Here is a 25,399-nt window from a genome sequence, read left to right on the forward strand (position 1 = left end):
CACGGGGTGGACAGGCCCAGCCAAAACAACCAATCAATAAAACAATTGGTATCAACAAACTTGGCACACTATTGAGTTCTCAAACAACAGACACACCCGGCACCACCACAACCAACCATTCGGCCGTGGATCGCTCCGGAGCAACTTTTCAAACTTACCCGGTTTCCCGCCCCGACGCAAATCCATATTCCAGGACCCGCACCAGCAGAAAACACATCCCCACCAAACAAAGGCGCTCAAAAGAACAACCAACATTTGGTCTTGAATTAGGGGGTTTGGCCGCCCGCGGTAACCAGCTCTTCGCTGTTCCCCTCGCGGCGACTTAGAAAACAATACACCCACCCAACCCCCACCGCAAATCCACCCCCACAACGGGCCCCCACCCCTCNCAGGAACCGCGTCGTGGCGGGGAATCCAGGGGTCTCAACGGGGTCCCGGTGCAGTAATCGGCCAGAACGGGTTTGTGTTGACTGGATCACATCTAGCAGGGACTGGCCGGCAGCCGAGACGGCCAAGGCTGTTGCCTGCCCCGTGGCAGCCCGGACCCTCTGCCTTGTTGCAGGTCCACCCGGCCGAGCGTCTGGGCGTATCCCTTCTGGTCAACTCTCCTAGGAGCGGCTTAGGCGTGCGCTGATAGCGGCATGCGGCCGACGACCAGGATCGGTTCGTCTCTGATGCGAGATGGTTTCGAAGCCGGCGGCACTGAGCATCGTGGTTAGTACCTCCACGGGCCAGGAGTATGCAGGCGTTACAGCGTGAGGAAATCTCGCGATTTCGTCACCTTCAAACAGTCCTATTAGGAGACGTCCGCCAGGAGCCAAGTGCCGTGCCAGTTCCCGGAGAACGGAGGGAACCTGGTCGGGTGCAAAGTGGATCAGCGAGTACCAGGCCAGGATGCCAGCTGCATATCCTTTGGGAACGCCGAGGCTCGTGAGGGAGGCGACGCGGAATGGGATGCCTGGGAAGGTTGCTTCTGCTTGATTGATGAAGGCCGGCACCAAATCGATTCCTTCGACCGCGGCCCCTTGGTCCGCGAGGAACTTCGTCCAATGGCCGGGCCCGCATCCTACGTCCAGCACTGGCCCCACCAGAGGTGCGGCCCACTCAGCTACGAACTTCCGGTCAGCCGGATGCGTGGACTCGACCGACCCAAATCTGGCGATGTACTCGGCGGCTCTCTTTGAGTACGCGATCTCGACCTCTGCGTCAGTCATGCAGCCACCCTATGGTGGGCAGCAATAATCGATGCTATCCGGGCAGAGGTTCCCAGTCAGGTTCAGACCCAGCTCGTCGAGCCGACAAAACGTGGTCATATCAGGACAGGCCAAAGCGGTCGTGGCGATATTCTTCACGTGCCCGCACTCTAGGACGCGCTTTCAGACCGTACGGCTCGAGCAGGTTCCGCGGGTTGGTCGCAACGCTCTACCTTGACCATCTGTAGGGCGCCGGAGCCAAAATCGGTCTGTGCACCAGAGCGGTGCCGGACAGAAGAACTGACGGATCGCGCCGCCGACGCAGAGGAGTCCAAGAATGACCAAGTACCTGATCTCGTTCCCCAGTGACGCCATGGTTTTCCCAGAGGAAGACGTCCAGGCGGTCGTCGAAGACTCACATGCCGTCATCGCCGAGGCCAAGGCGGCGGGCGTGTACGTTTTCGGCGGCGGGATCGACGAGGCCGTAGACCCCGTGCTCGTGGCCGGTGACGGCACCGTCACCGAGGGCACGCACCCGGGCCACAAGGTGCCCAACGGCGGCTACGCCATTTTTGAGCTGCCCACACGGCAGGCGGCACTCGAGTGGGCCGCGAAGATCGCCGTTGCCTGCCGCTGCCCGCAAGAGGTCAGGCAGTTCGGCTACGACCCGGCCAGCTGACGAGAGCGACCCTGTTGGAGTGTGCCCAAATTCACTGGTGTGCGGGGCTGGGTGTTGGCATGGTTTTGGGGTGTTTGTGGTGTCTGGGGTGGTTCGGTGCGCCGGCGGTCTTGGTGCGCCTGCGGTCCCTGGGTTTGTGGTGCCGGGGGTGTTTTGGTGGTTTAAAAAGGGAGAGCCCCTCAACCTGGTGGTTGGGGGGCTCTCGACCTGTAATGATGTTCCGGCGGTGACCTACTCTCCCACACCCTCCCGGGNCATTCCGGGCCCAGAGCCGGCATTGGCACCCAAAAGCGGGCGCCGCCGTCGTACTTCAGTTTTGTGTGCTGCAGCACAACGGCCAACACAGTGCGGGATCTCGACAAGCTCGACCACCCGGCGGGGCTCGATCAACAGGAAGAGCACGATCACTGGAAGCCTTAAACGCAGAAGGGCCGGCAACCAAATGGTTGCCGGCCCTTCTCAAGCAGCTGGAATCAGCGGTGCTGGATTACCAGGAAGACTTGGTGATGCCCGGGAGCTCACCGCGGTGAGCCATGTCGCGGAAGCGAACACGGGAGATACCGAACTTCTGGAAGGTACCGCGGGGACGGCCGTCGATGATGTCGCGGTTACGCAGACGGACGGGCGACGCGTTGCGGGGAAGCTTCTGCAGGCCGAGGCGTGCAGCTTCGCGAACTTCGTCGGTCGAGTTGGGGTCAACCAGAGCCTTCTTCAGTTCGAGGCGCTTTGCAGCGTAACGCTCAACGATGACTTTACGCTGTTCGTTCTTTGCGATCATTGACTTCTTAGCCATGTGTTTAGCGCTCCTCTCGGAATTCGACGTGCTGACGGATCTTGGGATCGTACTTCTTCAGAACCATACGGTCCGGGTCGTTACGACGGTTCTTCCGCGTCACGTAGGTGTAACCCGTGCCCGCAGTCGACTTGAGCTTGATGATCGGACGTACGTCCTTGTCCTTAGCCATTAGAGCTTCACTCCCCGAGCAAGGATGGCGGCGACGACTACGTCGATGCCGCGTACGTCGATGGTCTTGATGCCCTTTGCAGAAAGCTGCAGAGTGACGTTACGGCGCAGGGACGGAACCCAGTAGCGCTTCTTCTGGATGTTCGGATCGAACCGACGCTTGTTGCGACGGTGCGAGTGCGAAATGCTGTGCCCAAAGCCCGGCTCGGCTCCGGTCACTTGGCAGTGTGCTGCCATGACTTCTCCTCAAGAATTGAATGTAATGATCCGCATATCTGCTGCAGGATCATGCGGCTAAGTGCGACCCAAAGTGATCAGGGTGAACGGTTAGTCACGCAACTTGAGCCCCTAACTACCGGCTACCCTGGAGAAAATTACCGGGCCACCGGAGCAATTGCGCACGCTCCGCGCACTTAGCGCTCACCAAGTCTACGAGTTCACGCAATTAAAGACCAATCCGGGTTCGGACGGTGTATAAGGGCGCCGTACCAGGCACCGCTTTTCTGCAGGGCATTCATAGCCGAACAACCGGCAATTTCACAGCTGAATGAAAGCTTTGAAGCTCACTGTTGAAGCATGACAACGAAGCTCCGACCGGCTACCCAAACGCCGAACCGCTCCGGCCCTTCCGTCTTTCGGGCAGCGCCGGGCCGCCCTTCGCAGGCAGCTCTATTCGCCGGACAACATCGCCGGCGGCGGCTCCGCACAGACGCGTTGACGGTCATCGCCTGGGGATCGGTGGCCGCCGCCGTGGCGTTGTGGCTGGCCGACGGCGGCGCAACAGTCATAAATTCGCCCGCCTCCGCCTTTACAGCGTTGGGGATCGTGGCGGGACTGGCTGGCATGGACCTGGTCCTCTTGATGCTCCTGCTGGTGGCCCGCATTCCCTTCGTTGACCGGACAATCGGCCACGACCGAGCCCTCGAATTCCACCGGATGCTCGGCAAACCTTCGCTGTACCTCCTGCTGGCCCATGGGCTCCTGATCGCGGTGGGCTACGGGCTGGCCGAGGGCCTGGACCCCATCAGCGAATCCGTTGCCCTCTGGGTCCTGGTCCCGGACATGTGGCTGGCCTACATATCCATGGCCCTGTTCATCGCCTTGGTGGCCACCTCGCTGGTGGCCGTCCGACGTCGTTTCCCTTACGAATTCTGGTACGCGGTGCACCTGCTGACGTACGCCGCCGTCGGCACCTCCATCCCCCATCAGTTCAGCGTGGGCGGGCTCTTCGCGGAGGGGACGTGGCAGCGCTGGTACTGGCTGGCTATCTGCGTCGGCACCGGCACGGCCCTCCTGTACTTCCGCATCGCGCAGCCCATCGCTGCCACCGCCCGGCACAAGCTCACGGTTAGCCGCGTGAGCATGACGGCCCCGGGCGTGGTGAACATCGAGATGACCGGGCTGCAGCTGGACCGGCTCGCCGGCAGCGGCGGGCGGTTCTTCATCTGGCGCTTCCTCGCCCCGGGCCTGTGGTGGCATCCGCACCCTTTCAGCCTGTCAGCAGAGCCACTGGCGTCCGGACCTGGGCGTGGGACTGTGCTTCGGATAACCGTCCGTAACCTTGGCCGCGGATCCGCGCAGCTTGCCAGACTGAAGCCCGGCACCAAGGTTGCCGTGGAAGGACCGTACGGACTGTTCAGCACCGCGGCCCGGACGCGGAGCAAAGTAGTGATGATAGGAGCCGGAATCGGCATCACCCCGCTGCGCGCCCTTTTGGAAAGCACGCCGTTCGCGCCCGGAGACGCCACTGTCCTGCTGCGGGGCCACAACGAACAGGAGCTCTATCTGGGATCCGAAATCCTGGCGCTTTGCCAACAGCGCGGAGCCGAATTGTTCCACCTGACAGGTCCCCGGCCCCGGTGCGATGACCACAGCTGGCTGCCCGACAGCGCCGTGCGCAACGGCTACAACATCGCCTCATACGTCCCGCACATCGCCGATTCTGACGTCTACATCTGCGGCCCTGCAGGCTGGGCCCGCAACGTCATCTCCGATGCCCGGGCAGCGGGCGTCGGGCCGGAACAGATCCATCACGAAAGGTTCGACTGGTGAAAGCACGGGGAGCAGTCTCCGCGGCGCTGGCCTCGGCCGGCATCCTCCTGGCCGGCTGGCAGGCCGGTGCACAGGTAGCGGAAACCCACAGCTCGGTTACCGCCACGCCGGCGGCAACCGGGACCGGAGGGACCGACACGTCCGGGTCCGGAAGTACCGGGACCGGAAGTGCCGGGTCCACGGGGGCCTCCGGTGCCAACGGCGCCGCCGGTTCCGCCGGTTCCGCCGAAGCGACGGCAGCGGCCGGCACATACGACGGCGCGGTGGTGTCGACGCGGTTTGGCTCCGTTCAGGTCCAGATCACCGTGAAGGCAGGGACCATTACCGAGGTCACGGCACTCCACCTGACCGACGACGACCGAAAATCAATCCAGATCAGCAACCGCGCTGCGCCCCTGCTCCGGAGCGAAGTCCTGGCCGCACAATCTGCCAAGGTCAAGACCATCAGCGGCGCCACCGTCACCAGCAGCGCCTACCTCACGTCCCTCCAGGCAGCCATCGATGCCGCGAACCTCTAGGAACCCCGCAATCCAGGCGGGCGGGGTGCCTATGAAAGCAAGGACATTCTGCAGCATGGGCACTATCATCAGCCTGACGATGCCGGTGAACCCGGCCCCGGAAGGGAACGTCCAGGAGGATGAACTGGCAGCCGCCACCGCCGTCGTCGAACGCCTGTTTCTGGATCTGGATGAGACGTTCAGCCTGTACCGGGCAGACTCTGAAGCGAGCACCATTGCCCGTGGCGAACTGTCGCTGCGGGAGGCGTCGGCGGTCATGCGCGCTCGGTACGCCGAGGCCCTGGACTGGCGGTTGCGCACCGAGGGTGCTTTCACCCCGGAAAGGCCCGACGGCGCGCTGGACCTTTGCGGCCTCGTCAAGGCTTTCGCGATCCAGGAGGCAGCCACCTCGCTGCTGGCGCTCGGGCGTCCGGACTGGTGCCTGAACGCGGGCGGCGACGTGCTGGTTAGCGGTTCGCCGGTGCCTGGAAGCAACGCACCGTGGGACGCGGGCATTGTGGATCCTGCAGACCGTGGCGTTCTGCTGGCCGGCTATCCGCTGGGACAGCGTCACGCGGCATTGGCCACCTCCGGCTCCGCGGAAAGGGGCGACCATATTTGGGGCTGGCCCAGGGATGCCTCTGCGTTCACCCAGGTGTCGGTTGCGGCTGCAGACATCACAACGGCGGACGTCCTCGCCACCGCGATTGTGGCAGGCGGCAGGCCAATGCTGGACAGGGCGACCGACGTCTGGGACGTCGCGGTGCTGGCGGTTCGTGCGGACGGGGAACTGCTGGCCACGCCGGGCTTCCGCAGTTAGGGGGTTCGGCCGCTAGGGAATTCGGCGGCTAAGGATTCGGCTGCTGGAGGCGGGTGAGCTGGGCGTACTTGGGCGCCAGCCCGTCGCCCGAGGACTTGCCGGTGACACGGCGGACCACCCAGGGGCCGGCGAATTCGCGGACCCAGCGGGCGTTGGCGCGGATGGCTTCGGCCCGGTTCAGCTCGGGTACGGGGGTCATGGGCGGGACTTCGATCGAGTGGTCGTGCTCCAGGACGGTGAGGACCCGTTTGGCCATGTTGGCGTGCCCGGCGGCGGACATGTGCATCCGGTCCTGCGCCCACATGCCCCAGTCGTAGTACTCATTGAAGCGCCAGTAATCCACCAACAGCGCACCGTGGTCCCCCGCGATGCCACGGACCAGTTCGTTGTAGATGGCGGTGCGGCCGCGCATGGTGCTGAAAACCTTGGAGCCGCGCGCGTCAAAGCCGGTGAACATCACCACGGTGGCGCCGGTGGCCGCCAGCTTGCGGATGCCGGCGTCGTATTCCGCCAGGAGATCGTCGATGTCGATCCTGGGCCGGAGGATGTCGTTGGCGCCTGCGTAAATGGTCACCAGGGTGGGGTTAAGCTCGACGGCGGCGTCCACCTGTTCTGCCATGATCTGGCGGAGCTTCCTGCCGCGGATGGCCAGGTTGGCGTAGCCGAAGCCGGGATCCGCCGCGCCCAGCTGCTCCGCCACACGGTCCGCCCAGCCGCGGACACCGTTGGGACGGCCGGGGTCGTCATCCCCGACCCCCTCCGTGAAAGAGTCGCCGAGCGCTACATACCGTGCGGAAAAGTCCATGGCGTCAGTCTTTCATCTGTTGCCGGGAGCAACCAAGACGGGCCTGACCGGACGGTGGCCGTCAGAGCTGCGGCTTATGGCCCGCTTTCCGTCTCACGCAGGATCCAGTGGTCATCGTCCAGCCGGGCCACGATCTTTTCGCCGATACGGGCGAGGTCATTGACGTCGCGATCCGTGAGGGCATCCAGGAACTTGGTGCGGACTGCCTCCACGTGCCCTGGTGCCAGCGCTTCCAAAGTGGCCATCCCGACGTCGGACAGGTGCGCGGTGGTGACCCGGGCATCGCGGGGGTGCGGACGCCGCTCCAGCCATCCGCGCTTCTCCAGTTTGGAGACCACGTGCGAGAGCCGGGACAGCGACGAACTCGTGCGGGCGGCCAGCTGGCTCATCGGCAGGAAACGGCCCTCGGCCTCTGACAGCATGGCCATGACGTTGTAATCGAACAAGGACACCTTGCCAGCGGTGTGGAGCTGGTTGTCCAGGGCAGCCGGCAGCAGCGTGTTGATGCTCAGGAGTGCCAGCCAGGCACGGCGTTCGTCGGCGTTGAGCCAGCGCGGTTCGGTCATGCGTCCATTCTAGAAGCAGAGCGTGGTTGAGCGTTCAAGTGACGCACGTGTTCCCCTGGACCCGCCCGAGTAGGCTGGCTTTATGTTTGTTGTATCGCTGACCTACAGGGTGCCCGAAGACATTGTGGACTATCACCGCCCCGCGCATATGGCCTGGGTTAAGCAGGCGTTCGACGACGGCGTATTCCTTGCGTCCGGACGCCTGGTTCCCGCGGTGGGCGGCGTGCTGTTGTCCAAGGCCGACCGACCCACCCTGGATGCTGCGTTGGCCAAGGACCCCTTCTACAGCAACGGCGTGGCCGAGTTCGAGGTCATCGAATTCACTGCCACCACCGTGGCGGAGGGTTACGAAAACCTGCTGGACACCTAGGACTCTTTCGGCTTCTGGCTTTCGTCCATCAGCTTCTTCAGCCCACGTTTCCGCGGCACCCTAACGGGTTCCGGCCAGCGCGGCGCCAACGTATCCCCAAGCGTGACGCCCCTGATTTTGCGGCCGAAGAGCGGCAGCACCCAGTCATTGACCCAACGCCGCTGCCGCAGCTCCCACTCCCGCAGGCTGAGCCGGGCCGGCGGGTCCCAGTCCTTCGGGCGGATCTTGTGCGGCACCCCGAGCTGGTCCAGGACCTGTCCGGCGAGGTACTTGTGGCCCGCCTTGGACATATGGAGGCGGTCCGTGTCCCACATCCGACGGTCATGGAAGGCGTCCAGGCACCAGTAATCCACCAGGATTGCCCCATGCTTAGCGGCGATCTCGCGGACCCGCTGGTTGTAGACGGTGTTCCGCTTCTTCAGCAGCTCCAGGACCGCTGATACTTTGACGTCGAAGCCGGTGAACAGGACCACCGTGGCCCCGCTCCCGGCAAGCTGCGCCACGAGGCTTTCGTACTCGTCCATCAGGGCGGCCATGTCCGTGCCAATGTCCAGGATGTCGTTCCCGCCGGCATAGAGGGTGATCAGCGCGGGCTTCATGGCGAGCGCCGCCTCCAATTGCTCGCTGATGACGTGCCGCAGGCGCTTGCTCCGGATCGCAAGATTGGCATACTCCCAACCCGGCTCCGCCTTGGCCAGCTTCTCGGCCACCCGGTCAGCCCACCCCCGTACGCCGTTGGGCAGCCGCTGATCCCGGTCCCCCACGCCCTCGGTAAAGGAATCCCCGAGGGCAACAAAGATACGCCGCCCATTCCGCGCAGGCAGTAAGGGAGAGACATCCACGCGACCACCCTAGCCATACGAAACAACGGCAAGGTTAACGCCAAGCAACAGCAGGTGAGAGAGCGCTGCAGAAAAACCCACAGGAAGTGCGAGAGCGTCCTAAACCTCGGCCTTGCCCTGCCGCCAGTAGCCCATGAAGGCAACCTGCTTGCGGTCGATCCCGACGTCGCGCACAAGGTAACGCCGCATGTCCTTGATAACGGCGGCCTCGCCAGCGATCCAGGCGTAGAAGGGCATGGCGCCGGCGGGCATGGCTGGGTTCTTGGTGGCCTCGATTTCGGCTGTCTCCATCCGCGCGGGCGTCTCCCAGAGGATGTCCACGTCCACGTTGACGTCTTCGGGCTCCGGGCCCGCGCCGGCGTCGGACGCTTTGATGCCCACCCAGCCGGGAACGGGGATTGCCGTGCGAACTGCCTGCTGCAGCAGCTCGCCGTGCGGGCGTGAGCGGCCAATCGCGGCACCGCGGGCAAGCCAGGTGATCGCGACGTCGGCGTCCGTCTTGAGGTCGAGGAAGTCACCGGCCTCCGGGACTTCCAGGAAGGCGTGGCCGCTCATGTAGGACGGCAGGCTTTCGAGGATGGCGGAGACGGCCGGAATGGCGGTTTCGTCGCCGGCGAGCAGGACTCGCTGCGCCATTCCGGGCCGCCATTCGATGCCGCCGTAGGCCTCGGCGGTGGAGCACTGGGCGGCACGGTTGTTGGGGCCGATGAGGGTGATCGAATCGCCCGGTTTGGCGTTCTGGGCCCAGTTGGCGGCGGGACCGCCGTGGCCGTCGGCGTCGAAGTGCATGACGAAGTCAACGTCAATTTCCGGGTAAACGGCATCGAGCCGGGACTGCCGGACCGTGTAGGTGCGCATGGAGCCGCGCACCGCGGGGTCCATGGCAAGCCATTCCCGGTACCAGCCGGCCTGCTCCATTTCGAAGACCGGCAGGGGCAGCTGTGTGCCGTCGGAGGCCAAGGAAGGGATCATCAGCTTGATCCGCAGGTCGAGGGTGTCGCCGTTAACGCCGAAGTCCCGCAGCGAGTACCCGCCGAAGGTGATCCGGCGGAAGTTGGGGCTCAGCTCCTGCACCGAGGAAACGCTCACCTCGAAGGCCAGGGTCATGGGCTCGGTGGCGGCGATGTCGCGGGTCTTCATGAAACGAGCTCCAGTTCGGTTGCGGTGCTGTGGTGGCGGCCGATGGGGATAATCAGTGGCGTGCCGGAGACAGGATCGGGAATCACCCGGGATTCAAGGCCGAAGACGTCCCGGACCAGTTTCTCGGTGACAACGGTTATGGGGTCGCCCAGGGCCACAATCTCGCCGCCCTTCATGGCGATGACGTGGTCCGCGTAGCGTGCTGCCAGGTTCAGGTCGTGCAGGACGATGGCCACCGTGGTGCCGCGCTTGCGGTTCAGATCCGTGACCAGGTCCAGGACCTCCACCTGGTGCGCCAGGTCCAGGTAGGTGGTGGGTTCGTCAAGCAGGAGTACGTCGGTTTCCTGGGCCAGCGCCATGGCGATCCAGACGCGCTGGCGCTGTCCGCCGGAAAGCTCATCGACGTTCCGCTCAGCGAGTTCCAGCGTTTCCGTCGCTTCGAGCGCGCGCTGCACGGCGGCGTCGTCCTCGGTGCTCCAGCTGCGGAAGAAGCCCTGGTGCGGGTAGCGCCCACGGCCCACGAGGTCGCGGACGGCGATGCCGTCCGGCGCGGTGGGGTGCTGCGGGAGGAGGCCCAGGGTACGCGCCAGTTCTCGGGCCGGGCGGGAGTGGATGTCCTTGCCGTCCAGCGTCACAACGCCGGCCGCCGGTTTGAGGAGGCGTGACAGGCCGCGCAGGAGCGTGGACTTACCGCAGGCGTTGGCGCCCACAATCATGGTCACCTTGCCCTCGGGGATTTCCGCCGTGAGGCCGTCCACCACGCAGCGCTGGTCGTATTTGAGGGTGAGGTCCTGGGCGCTAAGAACGGCCATGTCAGGCATCCTTTCGGTTGGCCGTGACCAGAAGCCACAGCAGGAACGGGGCACCGAGCGCGCCGGTGATAACTCCGACGGGCAGCACGGTGCCGTCCAGCAGCAAGGGGGCGAGGTTGGCCGCGATGTAGTCGGCCGTGAGGACAATCAGGGCACCCACCAGGGCCGACGCCGGGAGGCTGGCTTTTCGGGTGAAGCGCCGGGCGATGGGACCGGCCAGGAAGGCGACGAACGAGACCGGCCCGGCAGCCGCCGTCGCCACCGCGGCGAGTGCGACGGCGGTGACCACCACGGCGAGGCGGGTGAACCCGACGCGGATGCCCAGCCCGGCCGCGGCGTCGTCGCCGAGTTCCAGGATGCGCAGCGGCCCGGCCAGTGCGACGACGGCAGGGATCAGGACCAGGAGCGCCAGTGAGAGCATGCCCGCCCGGTCCCAGTTGGCGGAGTTGAGGGAGCCGTTGAGCCAGACGAGTGCGTCGGCTGCCGTGCGGATGTCTGCGCGGGTCATCATGAAGTTGACCACCGCGTGCAGGGCTGCGGCGATGCCCACTCCGGCCAGAATCAGCCGGTTGCCCGCGGCGTTCCCCCGGTTGCCGCCGCCGGAGCCCAGTGACGGACCGCGCGAGATGGCGTAGATCAGTGCTGCGATGCCCAGCGCGCCGCCAAGCGCCGCGCCGGACACGGCGGGACCGGTGGCGCCGAAGATCACGATGGCGGTGACCGCGGCCGCGCTGGCACCGTAGCTGATGCCGATCACGTCCGGACTGGCCAGCGGGTTGCGGAGCATGGTCTGGAACAGGCCGCCGGAGAGGCCGAACGCGGCACCGATCATTACACCGATGACGGCCCGGGGCAGCTTGTTCTCCATAACGATGAAGCTGGCGCCGGGGATTTTCTCGCCGCCGGTCAGGTGTCCGATGAGGATCTTGAAAAAGTCCGGGATGGTCACGGTGTAGCTGCCCAGGAGCACGTACACGGCGAACATGACCACAACGGCGAAGGCCAGCGCGGCGGTCCGGTTCACGATGGTCCGCCTCAGCAGGGACGCGCGAACGTACAGTTGAGGCCCCGTTTGGGCGGCTTTGAGGGCATTATCTGTACGTTCGCGCCGGGTGGAGGTGGTCACAGCCCGGCCCCCTTGCCGCGGCGGATGAGCCAGACGAAGACCGGCGCACCCACCAGCGCCGTCATGATCCCGGCCGGAACCTCGCCGGGAAGCAGCACTACACGGCCGATGATGTCCGCGCCGAGCAAAAGTGCCGGCGCGAGGACCAGGGAAAACGGCAGGATCCAGCGGTAGTCAGGGCCGGTGAGTGACCGGACCGCATGCGGGATGATCAGGCCAACAAAGCCGATGGGCCCGGCCAATGCCGTCGCGGAGCCGCACAGCAGCACGATGCCCAGAGCTGTCACGCCGCGCGTCAGGCCCACACGCTGGCCGAGGCCGCGGGCGATGTCATCACCCAGCGCGAGGCTGTTGAGGATGCGGCCGGTGCCAAGAACAATGAGTGCCCCGACGGCCAGGAACGGGAGGCCCGGGAGCACGACTGCCCAGTCGCGGCCGGAGATTCCGCCCACCTGCCAGAAACGAAAACGGTCCAGGGTGTCCTGGCTGGAGACGAGAATGACGCTCATCAGGGAATAGAGCCCGGCACTGAGCGCGGCGCCGGCGAGGGCGAGCTTGACCGGCGTCGCACCTTCCCTGCCCATGGACGCGACGAGGTAAACCACGACGGCGGCGGCTCCGGCGCCGATGAAAGCGAACCAGATGTAGCCGCTCAGGGAGGTGACGCCAAAAAGGTAGATGCCAGCGACCACGGCCAGCGCGGCTCCGGCGTTGACGCCCATGATGCCCGGATCTGCCAGCGGATTACGGGCAACGCCCTGCATGGCGGCGCCGGCCAGGCCCAGGGCACCGCCAACCAGGATTCCCAGGACGGTGCGGGGGATGCGCGCGTGGACCACGGCGTGGTCGCCGTTGGCGGCGTCGAACTGGGTGAGCGCCTGCCACACAGTAGCCAGGGAAAGGCCCCGGGCGCCGATAGCCAAGGATGCTGCGGCCAACAAAGAAAGTACAACGACGGCGGCCAGCAGCCAGGCAAGCTGCCTCGTTCCGGCCTTCCCGCCGGCGCCAGCCGCTTGACCGGCGCTAGCCCCTCGAACGGCGCGAACGGACACTTGGGGCCCTCGTTGCGACCCGATCGGGGCCCCAAGTGTCCGTTCGCGCTGTCCGGCGGGTGCCGTCGTCGTACTTTCCGTCATGGAGCGGTGCTTACTTCACTGCGTCCGCTGCGCGGGCGAGCTGCGGGAGGAACGTATCCAGCGCCCACGGCAGGCTCAGCGGCGAGGAGGCGGAGATTGCCAGGACCAGGCTCTTGTCCGCATCGGCAACGAACGCGCCGTTCTTGACGGCCGGGATCTGGCCCAGCAGGGGGTCGGCCTTGACGGCATCAGCGGTGGCGGTATCCTCGACCGAGCTCAGGAAGATATCGGCTTCAAGTTCGTTGGCCTTCTCGGCGGCCCACTTCACGAAGAAGTCCTTGGAGCCGGCGGACGCCTTCTCGGCGGCCGGGGCCAGCTTCATCCCGATGGCTGAGAGGAACTTCGGCCGGTTGTCATTGGCGGTGTAGAAGCCCGTGGACGTGAGGTCTGCGGGATCGGCGTAGCCGTAGATGAAGCTCTTGCCGGCGATCTGCGGGTACTTGGCAGCTTCCGTCTTGACGGTGGCCTCAGTATCGGCGATGAGCTTGGTAGCCTCAGCCTCCTTGCCCAGCGCCTTGCCGATGATGGAGGTTGAGTCCTGCCAGGAGGTTCCGTAGGCCACCTCGGGGTGGGCCACCACCGGTGCGATCTCGTTGAGCTTTTTGTAGTCCTCTTCGGTCAGGCCGGAGTAGGCGGCCAGGATAACGTCCGGGGTCAGCTTGGCGATCTCGGTGAAGTTGATGCCGTCGGCCTCGGAGAACTGGACCGGGGCCTTGTCGGAACCGAAGCTCGCGCCCAAGTCCTTCAGCGCCGCATCCTTCCAAGGGGTGGAGCCCTGCTCGTTGCCGCCCCATTCGTTCTTGGGGACGCCCACAGGCACTACCCCAAGGGCCAGGGCAACGTCGTCGTTGACCCAGGAAACGGTGACTACGCGCTTGGGCTGTGCCTTGATGGTGGTTTCACCGAAGACGTGCTTGATGGTGACGGGGAACTGCGAGCTGGTGGCGCTGGAGGTGCTGGCGTCCGAGGTGGAGGACGCGGGGCCGGTGGAGCAGGCAGACAGTGAGAGTGCCGCGGCGGCGAGAACGGCCGTAGCCTTGCCGGCTGATTTGAACAGCGTGCGGCGGGTGGCGCTCGGGCCGGAGAAGAGGGGGGAAGTCACGGAACTCCTTAGGTGAATGATGCGAACCTAAGTAAGGCTAGCCTAGCCTGCTCCGAATTAGAAAAGCTTTGTATTGCGTAATTGATTATGTGACGTAACGAATAGCGCGAGATCATTGCAGGCGAAGGGTGAACGGTGGTTCACTATCAAGGGGTAAACGCGCGTTCACCGCGCCAGCCCCCGCCCCAAAGTCCACACCTGAAAGCACCTGATGCCGCGTTCCAACGCCAACACCAAACGGGGGCCGTCCCCGTCCGCCATCACCGCCGCCCTGGCCCTTAGCGGCACGGTGGTAGCACTCATGCAAACCCTGGTGGTGCCGCTCCTTCCGGATTTCCCCCGGATCCTGGGCGTCACCGCCGACGACGCCTCCTGGCTGGTGACCGCCACCCTGCTGGCCAGCGCCGTGGCAACGCCCATCGTGTCCCGCAGCGCGGACATGTACGGCAAACGCAAGATGATGGTGGTTTGCCTGGCGATCATGGTGGTTGGTTCGATCATTGCCGCCATTGGCGGATCCTTCCTGTGGCTGGTCATCGGCAGGACGCTCCAGGGCTTCGCCTCGGCACTGATTCCGGTGGGCATCAGCATCATGCGCGACGAGCTGCCCAAGGAGAAGATGGGCTCCGCGGTTGCCTTGATGAGCGCCACCTTGGGAATCGGCAGCGCGATGGGACTGCCCCTGGCCGGAGTGCTGTACGAGAGCCTGGGGTGGGCCTCGATCTTCTGGGTGTCCGCTGCCGCCGGAACCCTGCTGCTTGTTGCCGTGGCGCTGGTGGTCCCGGAATCCAAGGTCCGCACGGCCGGGCGCTTCGATTACGCGGGAGCACTGGTGCTCTCCGCAGCCCTGGCCGCCCTACTGCTGGCGATCTCCAAGGGCGGCGCGTGGGGCTGGGGCTCGGAGCCGGTGCTGCTGCTGTTCCTTACCGCCGCAATCCTGCTCGCCGCATGGGTCCCGTATGAGCTGAAAGTCAGCCACCCGATGGTTGACCTGCGGACATCGGGACGCCGGCCGGTCCTCATGACCAACGTGGCCTCGCTGCTCATCGGCTTCGCCATGTTCGCCAACATGCTCCTCACCACCCAGCAGCTCCAGCTGCCTACGGCCACGGGCTACGGCTTCGGGCTGAACGTCATCACCGCCGGGCTGTGCATGGTCCCGTCCGGGCTCGCCATGGTGATGTTCGCGCCTGTTTCCGGACGCATCATCCGGGTCTTCGGCGGCAAGTCCGCGCTGATCGCCGGCGCCAGTGTGATGATTGTGGGCTACGTGAGCCGCGTCTTCTTCTACGACTCCATCGCGTGGGTGATCATCGGTTCAACCGTGGTCAGCGTGGGCACGGCCATCGCCTACGCCGCCATGCCCACCCTGATCATGGGCGTCGTGCCGATCACCGAGACCGCTTCCGCCAACGGGCTGAACAGCCTGGTCCGGTCCATCGGCACCTCGACGTCGAGCGCCGCGGTTGCCGCGGTCCTCACCTCGGTCAGCATGAGCGTGGGGGCCGTGCAGCTTCCGTCCTTCGAGGCTTTTAAGGACGTATTCTGGCTGGCCGCTCTGGCAGCGGCGGCATCGGTGGTCGCGACCGTATTCATCCCGAAGGCCACGGCAGCCCACCGGCCGTCCGCAGGTGACGCCGCTGCCGCCCTCAAGGCGACCGAAATCGTGGTGCAGGGGCGCGTCCTTGCGCCTGACAACCGCCCCGTCACGCCCGCCGTCGTGACCGTCCTTCAGACCGCCGGCGAACCGGTGGACTGGAGCCGGGTGGACACGGAAGGCAACTATTCGGTGGCCCTCCCCGGCGCCGGGAAGTACCTCATCGTGACCAACGCGGCAGGCTGGGCACCGGTGGCCGAGGTCTTCGACTTCGACGGCCACACCCGGCAGCAGAACTTCCTGCTTCGGGACCGGCTGGAGATCGGCGGACGGGTCACCGCGGGACGCGAGGCTGTGGCCGGCGCGGTGGTGACGCTCCTCGAGGCAGGTGGCGGCCATGTGGACACCACTCTTTCGGACGACGACGGCGCTTACGCGTTTCCGCTGCCCCACGCCGGCCGCTACCTCGTGACCATGGTGGATCCGGCGACGCATCAGGCCATGGCGCGGAAGCTCGCGGTGGACAACCGCTCCGTCACCGTTGACCTCGCCGCGCCGCTTGTGGAGGAAAAGTCCACGGCATCGGTGGGCGCATGAGCAGCCCCAGCCACGACGCGATCTTCAGCGCCGCCGGACGCCTTTTCGGTGAGCGAGGCTACCGCGCCGTGACGGTGCGGGACATCGCTGCGGACGCAGGTGTTTCGGCGGCTCTGGTCATGAAACTCTTCGTCTCCAAGGAAAAGCTCTATGCCGCGGTCCGGCCCGACGAGTCGCAGCTCGCCGAACTGCAGGTCCCGACGTCGGAACTCGGCAGGGCACTGGTGTTCCGCGTGCTGATGCGCCGGGAACGCGGAACGCAGGAGCCGTGGGCCACCATCCCGTTCGCCGTGCTGGAATCCCCCGACCCCGAGGCTGCCCGGACAGATATCCGCGAACGCTACCTCGCCACCACCGCCCGGCTCATCGGGGACACCACACCGGATCGCCGGTTCGCCTCCACCGTGGTGGCCCTGATGACCGGCTTCGGCGAGACCCTCCGGACCCTGGGCCTCTTCGACGGCTGGGACTTTGACGAGCTGGTGGGACACTACGGCGCAGTCGTCCAGGCCCAGATCGACGCCTGCACGGCCGCCGCCGCCGCCGGGGGGTAGACGCTCTCTCACTTACCGCAGGAAATCCACCAACGCTCTCTCACTTTCTTGAGGAAAGTGATAGAGGGTTGGTGAACAGGGCCCCAAAAGTGAGAGAGCGTCCGGGTCAGCCGTCAGCGGAGCACGATGTCCACGGGGTTCGCCTCGGACCGCCACTGACCTTCCGCGCCGGGCCTGGGCCGGATCACCGGGGCGGTGAGCACGCCGGAGCGGTTGGTGCGCTTGTCCCGCAGGATCTCGGTCACGGAGCCCAGGTGCCGGGACAGGTCGATCACGTTCTCCGGTGCGGCCAGCAGCAGCTGGAATCCGAACTCGTGCAGCGCCTTGATCCCGGCGCCGGCGAATTCCTCGGAGGCCAGCACAAACGCCTCATCCATCATCACGGTGCCGTAGGTGGTGAACCCTTGCTCGGCGATGCCCAGCTGGTAGCTCAACGCCGCGGCCATAATGAACGCCGTGAAGCGCTGCCGCTCGCCACCGGACATGGAGCCGGTGTCGGCGTGCATATAAACGTCGGTCCGCTTGCCGGTTTCCCGGTGCTCTTTGCACTGGATAAACAGGTGTCCGCGGACATCCAGCACTTCGGCACGCCAGCGCCGGTCTTCCGGCGTGGGCGAGCCGAGCCGCTTCACGAGCGTTTCGAGGGTCTTGTACCGGGCGGTGAGCTCGGCGTCGTCGCCTCCGCCGGCTTCCGGGCCGGAACCCGCGCGGGCTGGCCGCGTGTGCCGGGCCTTCAGCGCGTTCTGGATAGCGTCCTTGAACTGCTTGGCCGTGGCCGGCAGGGTCTGCTTGATGTCCAGTTCCAGGAAGCTGCCCTCGTGGAAGTTGACCTCGGACAGGATGCCGTTGAGCGGCAGGATGCGGCTGGTGATGGACCGCCGCTCCTCGTCCAGCAGGTGCAGCAGCGTGCTGAACGATTCATGCGTGCGCTGGTTGAAGAACTGCCGGAACTCGGACTCCTGGGCGGGCAGGCCGTCGCTGATGATGGCGTGGTAGCGGCCTTCGAACTCCCCTGCCGCGCCGATGGAGGTGCCGTGGTCCGCTGAAATCGCGGAGCCCCACTCACGCACAAAACCCTCGAAGATCCGGGTCAGCCGCTCGGAGGTCGCCTGCCCGCGCGCCTCGGCCGCGTACAGCTCTCCCAGCAGCGCCGTCCGGACGCGATTGGCCAGGTTGTCCAGCTCATGCATCTCGCTGACGTCGCCGAAATCGGTGAAGTACGGTTCCAGCGCAGTGACGGTGGCGTCCGACGGCGGCGCTTGCGCCAGGCGGGCACGCGCGGCTTCCAGCAGCGAATCGGCGGCGCTCATTTGCCGGTCCAGTGCCTTGTATTCGCTTTGCAGGACGGCTGCGGCTTCGGTGCTGGCCTGGTGCTTCTCCCTCGCGGTTTCGATGTTGGCCCGCAGCGGTTCCAGGTCGGCCTGGGCCGCGAAGGCGTCCTTGAGCCGCTGTTCAATCCTGGCGAGTTCATCGGCGGCGACGGCAGCTGAGACCTGTTCCCAGTGCCGGTGGTCCTCGGCGATCCGGCGGAGGGCATCGAGCTGCCGGCTCATGCCCTGGTGCGACTCCTCACGGCTCTGGGCCAGCTCGGCAGCCTTGGCGAGTTCCTGCTGCAGGTCCTCCACCTGGGCGGCCACGAGCTCCAGCTTGGCGGCGTTGTCGAATCCGAGCACGTAGTCCTGGCGGCTGGTGAAACGGTCGTCCTTCTCTACCGTGTGCCGGTTGCGTTTGACCACACCGCCCAGGCTCAGGCCCTTGTCCAGGGTGGCCAGCTCGTTGGGGTCCTCGACGCACGGGTAGGCGAAATCGAGGGCGATCCGCTCCCGGATCCATTCCCCGGCGTCCGCCACCGCGCCGCTGGCGAGGATGTCCAGCTTGGTGAGGAGGTCGCCGTCGCGCGCGTCCTCCACGGCGAGGGCTCCGCCCGCGAGCGGCTTGGACACGTCCACCGCGCGCAGGGCGCCACGGACTTTGTTGTCGTTCAGGTAGCGGGTCACCGCGGCAAAATGTTCGCCGGGGACCAGCAACGTGGTGGCAAGGTTCCGGAGCGCGCGCTCTGCTGCGGGCCGCCACTGTTCCTCCCCTTCGGCGAGGTCCATCAGCTCGCCGCCGAACGGCATCCGGTCCTCAGGGACACCGGTGGCCGCAGCGATGGCCGCACGGTTTTCAATGCTCGACGGCGGCAGCAGGGACTTGCGCGTCTTCAGAGACAGCAGCTCCTGCTGGGCTGCCGCCAGCTCACGCTTTTTGGTGGCGTGGCCGTCGAAGGCTTCGAAGCGGAGCTCCTGCAGGGCCTGCGAGTCATCCTTGAGCTCGGCCGACCTGGCGGCAGCCTGCTCGTGGGCCTGTTCCCAACCCTCAGCGGTCCACTCCAGCTGCAGGCCGGCGTCGGACAGGGCCTTGCGGGCCGCTTCCTCCACCTGCTCGCGGAGCCGCAGACCAACCTTGGCGTTGTCCAGCGACTGCTCGATCGCGGAGATCGCGTTGCCGCCCTGGTTGTTGTAATCGGTTTCCAGCTGGCGCAGTTCCTTGGCCAGCCCGTCGCGGACGGAGCGTTCCGCGCCCAGCTCCTTGGCTTTCACCTGGGCCAGGTCCTTGAACCGGGCCAGGGTCTTCTGGTGCACCGTGACCGCGAGCTGCTGCTTGTAGGCTTCGAACTCCTCGCCCGACAACTCGCGGAGCCGGTTCGCGTCCAGGAGCGACTGCGCATACTCCTTATTCAGCCCGGGCACGGGGGCCAGCTGGTCCCGCTGCTGCCGTACGTCCTCGAGCCGCTGCCGGATGGACATCAGGTTGCTGAATTCCTCCACCACGTCATCCGCTGCGGCCAGCGTGGCCGGAGCGTCCAGGACCTGGTCGCGGAAGAAGGTGTTGACGCTGCCGCCCAGGCCCTTGCCGGCCTGGATCACGCGCAGCAGGGGCAGCGCCTGGTCCGAGCTGATGCCCAGGAGGCGGCGGAAACGTTCCGCAAAAGCCTTGTGGACATCGAAGACCTGGGCATCCGGGAAGATCGTCTCCAGCGCAGCTTTGGTGAAGCGCTTTTCCGCGATGTCCTCGATGGCCGGCAGGTCCAGCGGCTTGCTGTCGATCACGTAGAAACGCCCGACGCTGGACTCGGTGCCGTTTTTGGGCAGGTCAAACAGGGCGGACACCGTGATGCGCGTGCCCGCGGCGTTATCGAACGTCAGGGCGACGGCGGACCAGGTGGCACCCGGGCGCTGGAACGCGCTGGCCGAGCCTTCGCCCACCGCCTTGTCGCCCACCTTGCCGCGCATGTACGTGAACGTGGTCCGCTTGTCCTCCACAGCACCGCCGGCACGCTGGGCCGCGGCCTCGTTGGAGCGCGGGCGGGCATCAAACACGCGCAGCATGGCGTCAAACAGCGTGGACTTACCCACCCCCGAGTTGCCCGTCAGCAGGGTTCCGTTGCGGTCCACGTGCATGGTGTGCGCCCCGTGGAACGTGCCCCAGTTGACCACCTGTACCAAGGCAAGGCGCATCTGGCCGGGGTTCGTGAGGTCGCCCATCGGCAGCACGGTTGCGATGCTCACTTGGTTTCCTCCGTAGTGGTGGCTGAGGCTACCGCGGAGTCGTCGTCCTCGTCATCCTCGGTTTCGACAGGCTCAACCACCGGGGTGTCGAGCTCTATCAGTGCTTCCGTGCCCGTCGGATCTGTGGTGGCTGCTACCAGGGCTTCGATTTGGGCCGGGATATCGCCGATGTTTTCGAAGGGGAGGGCCAGCGGGAGGGCGTTGGAGATGGTGTAGACATCATCCAGTCCCGTGGTGAGGAGCAATTGGCGGGCCAGGAGCTTGGTAATGGCCCGGGTGACCACGTCCGAATCCCGCAGTGCGTCCTGCTGTCCGGCGGGCTGGTAGTGGGCCACGAGGTCGGCGATTTCCTCGAGGGTGATGGTGGCGTCGGTCTGGGCTGTGACGTGGCGGTCCAGCAGCATCCGCAGGCGGAGCAGCACGATGGTCTCCACCCGGCTCAGCGCACGCTGCTGACGCAGGATGCTGGAGCGGCTGCTGCCGCCGATGGCCTCCGGATCCACCGGGCGCAGGACGGCGATCTTGCGTTCGTGGTCCAGCTGCAGTGTCAGGAACAGCTCGGACAGCCGGCTTCGCAGGATGATCTGGTTGTCCAGCAGCGTGGTCCACAGTTTCTCGTCGCGGCCGCCGTCAACGTACGGACCCTTGAGCAGCTTGACCAGCGCCTGGCGCACCTTCATGGACAGAACACCGGTGTCGCCGGGAAACAGTGCCGCGCCGTCCACGAACGTGTCCCGGGGCGTGACGCTGAAGGGTCGTTCTGCGTGCGCAGGCGCCTCAGTAAGTGACGAGTCCTCCTCAACGGGAGGTGCCGCCGTCGTAATTTCTTCAGTCATCGTCAATCCTTCTTGAGGGTGACCACCGGCAGGTACGCCGTGCGGGTGGTGCCGTCGATCTGTTCGTAGTCCAGGCCATCCCAGCCGTCGCGGTCAAATACCGCGCCTTCCTGGAGGGCGTGCGAGAGGAGTGCGCGGATGGAGTTGATGTGCTGTTCCTCCGGCGGCAGCTGGACCCAGGCCTCGGCCAGCGTGGACGCGCCGGCCACGGCGGCCCGGATGGCCTCGGGACGGGCCTTGCCTGTTCTCGGCGAGCGCACGCGGTCTGAGTCGCTGAACGCGATGGGGTCGGCCAGCTTGGGCGGGACGGCGAACTCGTCCGGGTCGTAAAGCTTGACCATGGCCAGGGATTCGAACCCGGCGTTGAACAGCACCGGGCCGCGGACCAGTCCAGGCCGCTCGCGTTCATACGGCAGGGACCTGATGGCCTGCTCGGCTTCGCGCAGCACCTTCCGGAGCCGGACGGACTGGCGGAAGTCGTCGCTCTGGACGTAGGTGTTGAGGCTTTCGCTGAGCTTGCCGTAGATCCGCTGGATCTGGCTGTGCTGGTGGCGGAGCTCGGCCACGAGGTTCTTGAGCGTCTCGCGGTCCTCCGGCGAAAGGTCGTCGGCGAACTGCCGGCTGAGGACTTCGCCGATGGCCGAACGGAACCGGACCTGCTGCTGCGGGTCTTCCAGGAACGCGGTGAAGGAGCGGAAGGTCCTGCCCTCGGGGCTCTGCCGCAGCCGCTTGTCCGCCTCGAGCACCTGCGCCATGGTGGCACCCTTGCTCAGCGACTCCTCGATGATCTGGTTGCGCAGCTCGCCCACCAGTTCCTCGATGCGGTCACGCATCTTTTTGTAGTCGGCGGGCAGGCTGGCGGCGAGGTCCAGGATGTTCCCGGCGGCTTCCACGGCTTCGTCGTCGTCCAGCAGGCCGTCAAAGTCGCCGGAGCTGATGTCCTGGATCAGCTGCTGGCGTTCCCCGATCTCGTCCTCCAGGGATTCCAGCCGGGCACTCTGGTCCGGGTTGGTCTCGTTCGCCAGCTTCTCCACGTCGCCCAGGAGCGTGCCCAGCCGGGAACCGTTCAGCGTGGAACGCTCGCTGGAGAGGCTGTCCAGGAACGCGAGTACGCGGGCGGCCGGCTCCGTGACCTCGTAAACGATCTGCCCCGACTGGTTTCGGCGGGTCAAGAACTGCTTGCGCGTCCACTCGTCCGCGTAGTTCCTGCCGGACGACGTGCCGATGGCGGCACCACCCGGCCCGGCCTCCTGGCGCCGGAGCTGCTCCAGGAAGGAGTCGACGTCAGCGTGGAACTCCTCGAGCGGAAGCTGCGGACGTGTACGGGTAAAGGATGCCTGCAGCACCGCGATCACCCAGGGCGCCGAGCGGGTCAGGGCCCAGGCGGGTCCCTTGGTAAGGAGTTCGAGGTCCCGGAGCCGGGCACTGATCGCGTCAGCGGATGACCTGGCGGAGCGGGGCACGCGCTCTCCTTCAGCTGCTGGGGGATGGTTGGGCAGCGCGGATCGCGAAAACTGCCAACTACAAGGTTAACGCAGAGCCCTTGCACCCCGAACAGTGATCTTTCCGCGACCGCCCCGTGACCTACCTCCGGGTAGGGTTGCGATCCCGTATCAACCCGCCGTGACGGCGGGGCAGGTCTGGTTGGGCCCCACCGGCACCCCCTACGCTCATGCTACTGAACTCAACCGAAGCAACGGCGCAGCAGGGGGAACAATGCAGTTCGACTTAAGTGCAGTGGAGACAGGCACCATGGTATTCATCGGAACCCTGGTGTTTGGCCTGGTCCTGGTGGGCTTCGTCCTGACAGCAGGCTTCCTGGCCCTGGTCATGGTGGGGGTGGGCAAGTTTGCCTGGTTCCTCGCCTCCACCACGCTGCTGACGGTGGTCCACGGGATCAACCACGGCTGGGACAGGCTGGTCCACCACGCCTCGACCGTGGAGATCCCCGGGGAATTCCACGGCCAGCCATCCCCTAGCACTGGAAGCTACCCGCGGGTAATGTAAAGAGACAGCTGAAGGGTTCTCCAACCCGGCGGATCCCTGGCTTGAACCGGCCATTCCGGGCAGAGGAGATACCCCATGAGCTCCGCCACTGACAGTCCCGCCACGAACCCGCCCACCACCCGTAGTCCCGCCACCGACGCCCCGGACGCCGAAGTCCCCGTCGCAGCGGCCAATATCGGGTCCGAAGCCACCGCGGCGGACGCCCGGGCACTTGCTGAGGCCTCCCGCGAACTCGACTGGGACCGGCCCAGCTTCGCCAAGGGACTGTACCTGGGGAATTTCGACCTCAGCCTCATCCACCCCTGGCCGAAGGCAAAGGCCGATGACGTGGAACGCGGCGACGCCTTTATGGAGCGCCTCACAGAGTACGCCCGCACCATGTCCGGCCGCGTGATCGAACGCGAGGCCCGGATCCCGGACGAGTATCTCCAGGGGCTGGCGGGACTTGGCGTCTTTGGCATGAAAATCCCGCAGGAGTACGGCGGACTCGGCCTGTCCCTGGTCTACTACGGCAGAGCCCTGGCGCTGCTCGGCAGTGTCCACCCCAGCATTGGCGCCCTGATCTCCGCACACCAGTCGATCGGCGTCCCCGAGCCCGTGAAGGTCTTTGGCACGCCAGCCCAGAAGCGCGAGTACCTGCCGCGCTGCGCCGCCGGCGCCATCACGGCCTTCCTCCTCACGGAGCCTGACGTGGGCAGCGATCCCGCCCGGATGGGCAGCACCGCCGTTCCCACGGACGACGGCGCGAGTTACGTTCTGGACGGCGTGAAGCTTTGGACCACCAACGGTGTGATTGCCGAGCTGGTGGTGGTGATGGCCGTGGTGCCGGCCCACACCGACGCGGACGGCACCGAACACAAGGGCGGCATCAGCGCCTTTGTAGTGGAAATGGACTCCCCCGGCATAACCGTGGAGAACCGCAACGCTTTTATGGGGCTGCGTGGCATCGAAAACGGCGTCACCCGCTTCCACCAGGTGCGGGTGCCCGCAGCCAACAGGCTGGGCCGCGAGGGCCAGGGCCTGAAGATCGCGCTCACCACGCTGAACACGGGCCGGCTCGCCCTTCCGGCGTTGTGCGTGGCGTCCGGTCGCTGGAGCCTGAAGATCGCCCGGGAATGGTCCAACGCCCGCACCCAGTGGGGCCGGCCGGTGGGCCAACACGAGGCCGTGGGCAAGAAGATCGCCTTCATTGCCGCGTCCGCCTTCGCCCTGGATGCCGTCTTTGAACTGTCCGCGGAACTCGCCGACGCCGGGCAGAAGGACGTGCGGATCGAGGCTGCCCTGGCGAAGCTGTGGTCCTCCGAGATCAGCTGCCGGATCGCCGACGAACTGGTCCAGATCCGCGGCGGCCGTGGCTTCGAGACGGCCGACTCCCTGGAAGCCCGGGGAGAACGGGCGGTTCCGGCAGAGCAGCAGCTGCGCGACCTCCGGATCAACCGGATCTTCGAGGGCTCATCGGAGATCATGAAACTCCTCATCGCCCGCGAAGCCGTGGACGCCCACCTGGCCGCCGCCGGCGACCTTGCGTCCATGGACGCGAGCCTCCAGGACAAGGCGAGGGCCGCCGTCGGGGCTTCAGGCTTTTATGCCAGGTGGCTTCCCAAACTTGTGGCCGGCGCCGGGATGGACCCCCGGTCCTACAGCGACTTCGGCAGGCTGGCCAAGCAGCTGCGGTTTGTGGAACGATCCTCGCGCCGGTTGGCCCGCCAGACGTTCTACGGCATGGGCCGCTGGCAGGCGAAGCTGGAGTACAAGCAGGCGTTCCTGGGCCGGGTGGTGGACATCGGCGCCGAACTGTTCGCCATGGCTGCCTGCTGCTCACGGGCCGAGATGATCCTCCGCACCACGCCGGAACACGCCGCCAGTGCCTACGAACTGGCAGAGGCATACTGCGAGCAGGCCCGCGTCCGGATTGACGAGTACTTTGACAAGCTGTGGCGGAACACGGACGACGGCGACCACATCCTTTCGCGCAAGGTCCTGGCCGGGGACTACACCTGGCTTGAGGCCGGAGTGCTGGACCCGTCGGAGGGCACCGGCCCGTGGATCGCCGACGCCACGCCGGGGGCTTCCATGAAGGAAAACCTGCACCGGAAGTACCGCTAGTAACTCATAAGCAGGCTTGTTATCGCTGGTCGCCAGTGGTTGAGTTG

The 25,399-nt window shown here is 65.9% G+C and carries 25 protein-coding genes; 10 read left to right on the forward strand and 15 right to left on the reverse strand.

The genetic code is table 11. The annotated features are described in order from the left end of the window. Positions 1–326 (forward strand): hypothetical protein (locus ACZY0Q_RS20650; RefSeq protein WP_463919757.1); only part of this gene is annotated, 326 nt, incomplete at its 5' end. A 282-nt stretch (positions 327–608) separates the two neighbouring features. Here the strand turns inward: ACZY0Q_RS20650 and ACZY0Q_RS20655 are convergent. Then, on the reverse strand, positions 609–1,214 hold the full coding sequence (locus ACZY0Q_RS20655) for a class I SAM-dependent DNA methyltransferase (RefSeq protein ID WP_463919760.1): 606 nt from the start codon (positions 1,212–1,214) through the stop codon (positions 609–611). 316 nt (positions 1,215–1,530) lie between these two features. Here ACZY0Q_RS20655 and ACZY0Q_RS20660 point away from each other — a divergent pair, with 316 nt between their 5' ends. Continuing rightward, positions 1,531–1,872 (forward strand): YciI family protein, encoded by a 342-nt coding sequence (locus tag ACZY0Q_RS20660; RefSeq protein ID WP_463919761.1) that lies wholly within the window; start codon positions 1,531–1,533, stop codon positions 1,870–1,872. A gap of 487 nt (positions 1,873–2,359) precedes the next feature. Here the strand turns inward: ACZY0Q_RS20660 and rpsN are convergent, their stop codons facing one another. The 3 genes from rpsN to rpmB are packed head-to-tail and all read right to left on the reverse strand — an operon-like array spanning position 2,360 to position 3,073. Beyond that, positions 2,360–2,665: a 30S ribosomal protein S14 gene (gene rpsN, locus ACZY0Q_RS20665; RefSeq protein ID WP_026266887.1), complete on the reverse strand. Its 306-nt coding sequence runs from the start codon at positions 2,663–2,665 to the stop codon at positions 2,360–2,362. A 4-nt stretch (positions 2,666–2,669) separates the two neighbouring features. After that, positions 2,670–2,837: a 50S ribosomal protein L33 gene (rpmG, locus tag ACZY0Q_RS20670; RefSeq protein ID WP_013602737.1), complete on the reverse strand. Its 168-nt coding sequence runs from the start codon at positions 2,835–2,837 to the stop codon at positions 2,670–2,672. Further along, positions 2,837–3,073, reverse strand: coding sequence for a 50S ribosomal protein L28 (gene rpmB / locus ACZY0Q_RS20675; protein WP_056342125.1), 237 nt, complete (start codon positions 3,071–3,073; stop codon positions 2,837–2,839). Before rpmB ends, rpmG begins: the two co-directional genes overlap by 1 nt. Positions 3,074–3,412: 339 nt before the next feature. On the opposite strand from rpmB, the gene ACZY0Q_RS20680 reads away from it, so the two are divergent. From ACZY0Q_RS20680 to ACZY0Q_RS20690, 3 genes are read left to right on the forward strand one after another with little or no spacing between them, the layout of a single operon-like run. Then, on the forward strand, positions 3,413–4,888 hold the full coding sequence (locus ACZY0Q_RS20680) for a ferredoxin reductase family protein (protein WP_463919764.1): 1,476 nt from the start codon (positions 3,413–3,415) through the stop codon (positions 4,886–4,888). Then, positions 4,885–5,406 (forward strand): FMN-binding protein, encoded by a 522-nt coding sequence (locus ACZY0Q_RS20685; protein WP_463919765.1) that lies wholly within the window; start codon positions 4,885–4,887, stop codon positions 5,404–5,406. The genes ACZY0Q_RS20680 and ACZY0Q_RS20685 overlap by 4 nt, the downstream gene beginning before the upstream one ends. Positions 5,407–5,461: 55 nt before the next feature. Further along, entirely contained in the window at positions 5,462–6,205 is a 744-nt protein-coding gene (locus ACZY0Q_RS20690; protein WP_463919767.1) for an FAD:protein FMN transferase, read from the forward strand. A gap of 28 nt (positions 6,206–6,233) precedes the next feature. Here ACZY0Q_RS20690 and ACZY0Q_RS20695 read toward each other — a convergent pair whose 3' ends face one another. Both ACZY0Q_RS20695 and ACZY0Q_RS20700 read right to left on the reverse strand, forming a co-directional pair. Further along, positions 6,234–7,010, reverse strand: a complete 777-nt coding sequence (locus ACZY0Q_RS20695) for an SGNH/GDSL hydrolase family protein (protein WP_463919769.1) — start codon at positions 7,008–7,010, stop codon at positions 6,234–6,236. Between the two features lie 74 nt (positions 7,011–7,084). Further along, positions 7,085–7,576 carry a MarR family winged helix-turn-helix transcriptional regulator gene (locus ACZY0Q_RS20700; RefSeq protein WP_463919771.1) on the reverse strand — a complete coding sequence of 164 codons (492 nt, stop codon included), beginning with the start codon at positions 7,574–7,576 and terminating at the stop codon, positions 7,085–7,087. Positions 7,577–7,658: 82 nt separating this feature from the next. On the opposite strand from ACZY0Q_RS20700, the gene ACZY0Q_RS20705 reads away from it, so the two are divergent. Beyond that, a complete protein-coding gene (locus tag ACZY0Q_RS20705; protein ID WP_463919774.1) occupies positions 7,659–7,946 on the forward strand; it encodes a YciI family protein in 288 nt (95 codons plus the stop codon). Here the strand turns inward: ACZY0Q_RS20705 and ACZY0Q_RS20710 are convergent. The 6 genes from ACZY0Q_RS20710 to ACZY0Q_RS20735 all read right to left on the reverse strand — a co-directional run bounded on the left by ACZY0Q_RS20710 (position 7,943) and on the right by ACZY0Q_RS20735 (position 14,104). Further along, positions 7,943–8,788: an SGNH/GDSL hydrolase family protein gene (locus tag ACZY0Q_RS20710; RefSeq protein WP_463919777.1), complete on the reverse strand. Its 846-nt coding sequence runs from the start codon at positions 8,786–8,788 to the stop codon at positions 7,943–7,945. The genes ACZY0Q_RS20705 and ACZY0Q_RS20710 overlap by 4 nt on opposite strands. 99 nt (positions 8,789–8,887) lie before the next feature. After that, positions 8,888–9,928: a siderophore-interacting protein gene (locus ACZY0Q_RS20715; protein ID WP_463919779.1), complete on the reverse strand. Its 1,041-nt coding sequence runs from the start codon at positions 9,926–9,928 to the stop codon at positions 8,888–8,890. Beyond that, complete coding sequence (locus tag ACZY0Q_RS20720) at positions 9,925–10,740, reverse strand: ABC transporter ATP-binding protein (protein ID WP_463919782.1); 816 nt, start codon at positions 10,738–10,740, stop codon at positions 9,925–9,927. The genes ACZY0Q_RS20715 and ACZY0Q_RS20720 overlap by 4 nt, the downstream gene beginning before the upstream one ends. Position 10,741: 1 nt before the next feature. Further along, positions 10,742–11,725 carry a FecCD family ABC transporter permease gene (locus ACZY0Q_RS20725; RefSeq protein ID WP_463919865.1) on the reverse strand — a complete coding sequence of 328 codons (984 nt, stop codon included), beginning with the start codon at positions 11,723–11,725 and terminating at the stop codon, positions 10,742–10,744. A gap of 137 nt (positions 11,726–11,862) precedes the next feature. Then, positions 11,863–13,002: a FecCD family ABC transporter permease gene (locus ACZY0Q_RS20730; protein WP_463919784.1), complete on the reverse strand. Its 1,140-nt coding sequence runs from the start codon at positions 13,000–13,002 to the stop codon at positions 11,863–11,865. 10 nt (positions 13,003–13,012) lie between these two features. Continuing rightward, positions 13,013–14,104, reverse strand: a complete 1,092-nt coding sequence (locus ACZY0Q_RS20735) for an iron-siderophore ABC transporter substrate-binding protein (RefSeq protein ID WP_463919786.1) — start codon at positions 14,102–14,104, stop codon at positions 13,013–13,015. A gap of 211 nt (positions 14,105–14,315) precedes the next feature. On the opposite strand from ACZY0Q_RS20735, the gene ACZY0Q_RS20740 reads away from it, so the two are divergent. Together ACZY0Q_RS20740 and ACZY0Q_RS20745 are read left to right on the forward strand one after the other, a co-directional pair. After that, positions 14,316–16,298 carry an MFS transporter gene (locus ACZY0Q_RS20740; RefSeq protein ID WP_463919788.1) on the forward strand — a complete coding sequence of 661 codons (1,983 nt, stop codon included), beginning with the start codon at positions 14,316–14,318 and terminating at the stop codon, positions 16,296–16,298. Beyond that, entirely contained in the window at positions 16,295–16,852 is a 558-nt protein-coding gene (locus ACZY0Q_RS20745) for a TetR/AcrR family transcriptional regulator (protein ID WP_463919791.1), read from the forward strand. The genes ACZY0Q_RS20740 and ACZY0Q_RS20745 overlap by 4 nt, the downstream gene beginning before the upstream one ends. Before the next feature lie 113 nt (positions 16,853–16,965). Here the strand turns inward: ACZY0Q_RS20745 and ACZY0Q_RS20750 are convergent, their stop codons facing one another. Genes ACZY0Q_RS20750 through ACZY0Q_RS20760 form a run of 3 tightly spaced genes read right to left on the reverse strand, consistent with a single transcriptional unit; the run spans position 16,966 to position 22,702 of the window. Then, positions 16,966–20,403 (reverse strand): ATP-binding protein, encoded by a 3,438-nt coding sequence (locus ACZY0Q_RS20750; protein WP_463919794.1) that lies wholly within the window; start codon positions 20,401–20,403, stop codon positions 16,966–16,968. Further along, complete coding sequence (locus ACZY0Q_RS20755; protein WP_463919795.1) at positions 20,400–21,239, reverse strand: DUF4194 domain-containing protein; 840 nt, start codon at positions 21,237–21,239, stop codon at positions 20,400–20,402. The genes ACZY0Q_RS20750 and ACZY0Q_RS20755 overlap by 4 nt, the downstream gene beginning before the upstream one ends. 2 nt (positions 21,240–21,241) lie before the next feature. Continuing rightward, a complete protein-coding gene (locus ACZY0Q_RS20760) occupies positions 21,242–22,702 on the reverse strand; it encodes a DUF3375 family protein (protein ID WP_463919798.1) in 1,461 nt (486 codons plus the stop codon). Positions 22,703–22,955: 253 nt separating this feature from the next. Here ACZY0Q_RS20760 and ACZY0Q_RS20765 point away from each other — a divergent pair, with 253 nt between their 5' ends. Next, on the forward strand, positions 22,956–23,246 hold the full coding sequence (locus ACZY0Q_RS20765) for a hypothetical protein (RefSeq protein ID WP_463919801.1): 291 nt from the start codon (positions 22,956–22,958) through the stop codon (positions 23,244–23,246). Positions 23,247–23,321: 75 nt separating this feature from the next. Then, entirely contained in the window at positions 23,322–25,352 is a 2,031-nt protein-coding gene (locus ACZY0Q_RS20770) for an acyl-CoA dehydrogenase family protein (RefSeq protein ID WP_463919803.1), read from the forward strand. Positions 25,353–25,399 lie beyond the last annotated feature (47 nt).

The sequence above is a fragment of the Pseudarthrobacter lactosi genome (assembly GCF_055412785.1).